Genomic DNA, 248 nt, shown 5'->3' on the forward strand with positions numbered 1-248 from the left:
CTTCGACGCGGCAGCTGTTTGCGCCAACTTCAATCGCTGGTTCACGTTCCCGGCCGACCTTCGAAAACATGGTGCAGGTCCAGATCAGGAGTCCTTTTGGCACAGGTCCTGAGCTGGAAAGCCAGATCCGCAGCCAATTCGGCGTCGACGTCCACGTCGTTCCCGTACTGGACACGCTGAACGAAGCAGAGACGTTGGACCGCGTGGCCATGCAGGCCGCAAGGACCATCGGACCCCTGGTGGACTCG

At 60.9% G+C, this 248-nt stretch carries 1 protein-coding gene; it reads left to right on the forward strand.

The genetic code is table 11. The features are described 5' to 3' along the window. Nucleotides 1-68: 68 nt before the first annotated feature. On the forward strand, nt 69-248 hold a 180-nt coding region (locus SCA31_RS24860), incomplete at its 3' end, for a hypothetical protein (protein WP_410699622.1).

Origin of the sequence: Chryseobacterium sp. SIMBA_028, assembly GCF_046535285.1 — a bacterium.
Lineage (GTDB): Bacteria > Bacteroidota > Bacteroidia > Flavobacteriales > Weeksellaceae > Chryseobacterium.